At 75.4% G+C, this 4,500-nt stretch carries 3 protein-coding genes; 1 reads left to right on the plus strand and 2 read right to left on the minus strand.

Translation table 11 applies throughout. The annotated features are described in order from the left end of the window. Positions 1–1,969, plus strand: a 1,969-nt coding sequence (locus VGR37_23475; GenBank protein ID HEV2150380.1) for a DUF5916 domain-containing protein, incomplete at its 5' end; no start/stop codon positions are given. Positions 1,970–2,047: 78 nt separating this feature from the next. Here the strand turns inward: VGR37_23475 and VGR37_23480 are convergent. Beyond that, positions 2,048–3,160: a kelch repeat-containing protein gene (locus tag VGR37_23480; protein ID HEV2150381.1), complete on the minus strand. Its 1,113-nt coding sequence runs from the start codon at positions 3,158–3,160 to the stop codon at positions 2,048–2,050. 30 nt (positions 3,161–3,190) lie between these two features. Continuing rightward, on the minus strand, positions 3,191–4,500 hold a 1,310-nt coding region (locus tag VGR37_23485; GenBank protein HEV2150382.1), incomplete at its 5' end, for an FtsX-like permease family protein.

Here is a 4,500-nt window from a genome sequence, read left to right on the forward strand (position 1 = left end):
GTCCTCGCGGCGCCGCGAGGACCGCGCCGACTTCAACCCGGACTTCGTCTTCCAGTCCCGCGGACGGCTCACCCCGGACGGCTACACGGTGGAGGTACGGATCCCGCTGAAGAGCCTGAAGTTCGCCGCCGGGCCGACGCAGCGGTGGGGGATCAACGTGATCCGCAGCATCGCCGCCACCGGGGCGGAGGAGGCGTGGGCCCCCCTGTCGCGCGGAAACCCCTCGCGCCTGGCGCAGAGCGGCACCCTGGAGGGGATCCAGGGCCTGCGCCCCGGGCGACTCCTGGAGGCGAACCCCACCGCCACCGCCCGGCGTCTGGGCGCCCGGGGCGAGGACGGCTTCGCGCGCGGAGCGCCGGAGCCCGACTTCGGGGTGAACCTCAAGTACGGGCTCACCAGCAACCTGACGCTGGACGCCACCGTGAACCCCGACTTCTCGCAGATCGAGGCGGACGCGGGGCAGATCACCGTCAACGAGCGCTTCGCCGTGTCGGTCCCGGAGAAGCGCCCCTTCTTCCTGGAGGGGGTGGACGTCTTCGCGACGCCGGAGCCGCTGGTCCACACCCGGACCATCGTGGATCCCAGCGCGGGCGCGAAGCTCACGGGGAAGGTGGGCGCCTTCGGGGTGGGGTACCTGGGCGCGGTGGACGAGAGCCCGCTCGCCGCGCCGGGCGCCTACGTGCCGCGCGGCGCGCGGGCGCTCTTCAACGTGGCCCGGGTGCAGCGCGACGTGGGCTCCGGGTCGTCCGTGGGGGCGCTGCTGACCAGCCGCGAGACCGGGGAGACGTTCAACCGCGTGGCGGGGCTCGACGCGCGGGTCCGCTTCGGCGGGATCTACACCTGGCAGCTCCAGGGGGCGGGGAGCTGGACGCGCGCGTGGCGTCCCGACCCCGCCGGGCACGACAGCGTGGGGGCGGAGGGGAGCCGGATCGCGGTGGGGACGCAGGACCAGGTGGGGCACCTCCTCGCCACCTCGGTGGACCGTACGGGGCGCCGCTGGGGCTTCCGCCTGCAGGCGCGCGACCTCCCGGAGGAGTTCCGCTCCGGGGCGGGGTTCATCCGCAGGACGGGGCTGACCGACCTGTCCGCCGTCACGCGGCTCAGCTCGTTCGGCGGGGCGGGGGCGCTGCTGGAGAACCGGACCGTCTGGATCTCGGGGAACCGGATCTACCGCGGCCGGAGCTTCTGGGGCGGGGATGCGGCGGAGGAGGGCTCCGGCTCGGTGCGGACCAGCCTGTCGCTGCGCGGCAACCACCGGATCGACGCGAGCTACTCCAACCGCTTCTTCGTGCTGGATCCGGCCCCCTACGCCGTGTACTCGCTCCCCGGGGCGGATGGCGCGACCGTGCGCGGCGACGCGCTCGTCGGCCCGGTGCGCGAGCTGGACGGGATGCACGGGGCGTCGCTGGGCGCGAGCTCATCGTACTTCCGCAGGGTGTCCGCCGGGGCGTCCGTCGAGTGGCAGCAGACCCCGATCTTCGCCGAGGGCACCCCGGGCCGGCAGTGGTCCATGACGGGCGAGGTGGCGCTGCGGCCCACCGACGCGCTGCGCGTGGACGCGAGCCTGCGCCGCACGCGCATCACCCGCGAGCGCGACGGGTCCCTGTACTCCGTCGCGATGCTCCCCCGGATCAAGGCGGAGTACCAGCTTTCCCGCGCGGTGTCCTTCCGCGCCGTCGGACAGTACGCGGTGGAGGAGGTGGACGTGCTGCGCTCCCCCGGCGGGAGCCCCTACCTGCGGGGCGGAGCGCCGTTCCGCGTGCGCCGGGGGCGGCGGGTGGCGGAGGACGAGGCGCAGCTCAACCCGCTCCAGCTCAACCTTCTCTTCAGCTACCAGCCCTCTCCCGGAACGGTGGTCTTCCTGGGCTACGGCCGGGAGATGGACGACCGGGAGGCGTTCCGCTTCGGGGGGATGGAGCCGCGGACGGACGGCCTCTTCCTGAAGGTCAGCTACCTGTTCCGCCGCTGACCGCGGCGCCGGGGTGGGAGGCAGCCCCGGGCGGTCTGAATCCGCCCAGAGAGGTGGGCACGTCTCGAAACCCGAGCGTCAGCGCCCGGCGCGCGCGAGCCAGGCCGAGGCCGAGGGCCGGATCCGGTCGTCGTAGCCTCCCAGGACCAGCACCTCACCGGTGGGAAGGAGGGTGGCCGTAGCGAACTCGTGCAGCCCTTCGAGCTCGCCCCGCAGCGGCACGAACTCCCTTCCGGCCGGATCCCAGAGCTCGGGGCGAGCGGAACCGCCGGCCACGAGCACCGCGCCCGAGGGGAGCACGACGACCGCATCCCGGATCTTGCGGCGAGGCGAGCGCAGGGCGGGGCCGGGCGAGAAGCTGCCCGCTGCGGGGTCGTAGAGCTCCGTCGCGGCCTGGCGGTCCTCCCGCCCCTCGCCCGCCAGGACCAGCACCCTGCCGTCGGCCAGGCGCACCGCGGCGTGCTTGTGCCGGGGCACGGCCATGTCGCCCGTCGGGCGGAGCTCACCCGTGGCCGGATGGTAGATCTCCGCCGAGCGCAGCGCCCGCCCGTGGTGCCGCCCGCCGGTCACGAGCACGCGGCCGTCCGCCAGCGCGACCGCCACGGAGCCGGCGGACGGGACCCGGCTCGTGGCAACCGCGGAGAAGGTGGAGGTGGCGGGATCGAAGACCTCGGCGAACGTCTCCCTGCTCTCCGGGCTGCAGCACAGCAGCACCCGGCCGTCCGGGAGAGGAACGGCGCTGTGGCTCAGCCGCGCCTCGACCATCTCACCCACCGGCGTGAAGCGGCCGCTCGCGGGGTCGAAGACCTCCGCGCCAGCCGTGGTGTGGCGCCCCGTCCATCCGCCGGTGACGAGCACCCGCCCATCGGGGAGGAGGGCCGCCGCGTGGGCGCTGCGGGGCGTCGTCATCGAGCCGACCGCCCGGAAGGTCCGGCTGGCGGGATCGTAGAGCTCGGCCGAGGCGAGGACCTCCTCGCAACCGGGATCGGGGCAGCCGCCGGTGACCAGCACCTCGCCGCCCTGCAGGACGGTGGCCTGGTGGGCCGCCCGCGCCGACGACATCTCCCCGATCCGGACGACCCGCGCCGGGGCGCCCTCCCCCTGCGCCGGCTCCTCCCGCCCGGCGACGGCGGCGGCCAGGAGGAGCAGCAGGAGCAGCACCGCGCCCGATCCGATCGTCTTCTTCCCCATGGGTGCCTCCGGGTTCCGTGGGCCGCCCGTTCAGTCGGCGGCGATGGTCTCCACCGGGTTCACGCGCGTGGCCGCGCGCGCGGGCAGGTAGCAGGCGGCGAGCGCGACGAGGAGCAGGAGCGGCACGACGGCCGCGTAGACCCGCGGGTCGGCCGTGCCGATGCCGGCAATGAGCGCGGGGAGCGCGCGCGCGAGGGCGAGCGACGCCGCCGTGCCGAGCACCAGGCCGGCGGCCGCGAGCGCGAGCCCCTGCCCGAGGACGAAGCGCTGGACCCTGCCCGGCGTGGAGCCCAGCGCGAGGCGGATCCCGATCTCGCGCCGGCGCTGCGCGACCGAGTACGCCATGACGCCGTAGACGCCGAGCGACGCCAGGAGGAGCCCGAGGCCGGCGAAGAGGGTGAGAGCCGCCGTCGCGAAGCGCTCCGGCGCCAGCGCCTCCGCGGCCTGCTCGCGCATGGTGCGCACGTCGTGGATCGCCAGGTCGGGATCCACCTCCTTCACGGCGCGGCGCAGCGCCGGCACGAGCGCCGATGGGTCGCCCGCAGCCCGCACGATCACCGTGGTGGAGGAGATGGTGTGCTGCAGGTAGGAGGTGTAGAGGGCGGGACGGCTCTCCCCGCCGGGGGGCGCGTAGAGGACGTCGCCCACCACGCCCACGATCTCCGTCGGCGAGTCGGGCGATTCGAAGCCGGCGTAGCCGAACCACACGCGCTTGCCGATGGGATCCTCGCCCGGCCAGAAGCGCCGCGCAGCCGTCTCGTCGATCACCGCCACCCTGGGCCGCCCGGCCCGGTCCTCGGCCGTGAGCGCGCGCCCGCGCAGCAGCGGAACGCCCAGCGTGCGGAAGTGGTCGGGGCCGACGTAGTGCCACCCGACGCGGCGCGGCTCCCCCGGGTCCGGCCGCCCCACGACGTGGAGGTCGGTCGAGCCGCAGCCGGCGTAGGGCGCGCATCCCACGGTCGCCGAGCGGACCCCCGGAACCGCCTCCACCTGCCGGAGCACCCGCTCGTGCAGCCGAGCCGCGGCGTCCCCGTCGTACCGGGCTCGATGCGGCGAGATGCGGAAGGCCACGAGCCCGCTGGGCTCGAAGCCCGGATCGACGGAGTTCAGGCGGTGCAGGCCCTGGAGCAGCAGCCCGGCGCCGACCAGGAGCACCAGCGCGCACGTCACCTGCAGCGTCGCCGCCACGGAGAGCACGGTCGGCCGGCGCAGCGAGCCCACGCCCACGGAGCTGCCGCGCGCCCCGGTCCTGAGCGAGCGGGTGAGGTCGCCCCCCGTGGAGCGCAGCGCGGGGACGAGCCCCGCGAGCAGGCCGGCCGCGAGCGCGACCACCCCGGCGA

The sequence above is a fragment of the Longimicrobiaceae bacterium genome (genome assembly GCA_035936415.1).
Classification (GTDB): Bacteria; Gemmatimonadota; Gemmatimonadetes; order Longimicrobiales; family Longimicrobiaceae; genus JAFAYN01.

Bases quoted from the DNA above. Each gene is read 5' to 3' on its own strand.
- VGR37_23480 (HEV2150381.1), bottom strand. From the start codon at position 3,160: ATGGGGAAGAAGACGATCGGATCGGGCGCGGTGCTGCTCCTGCTGCTC.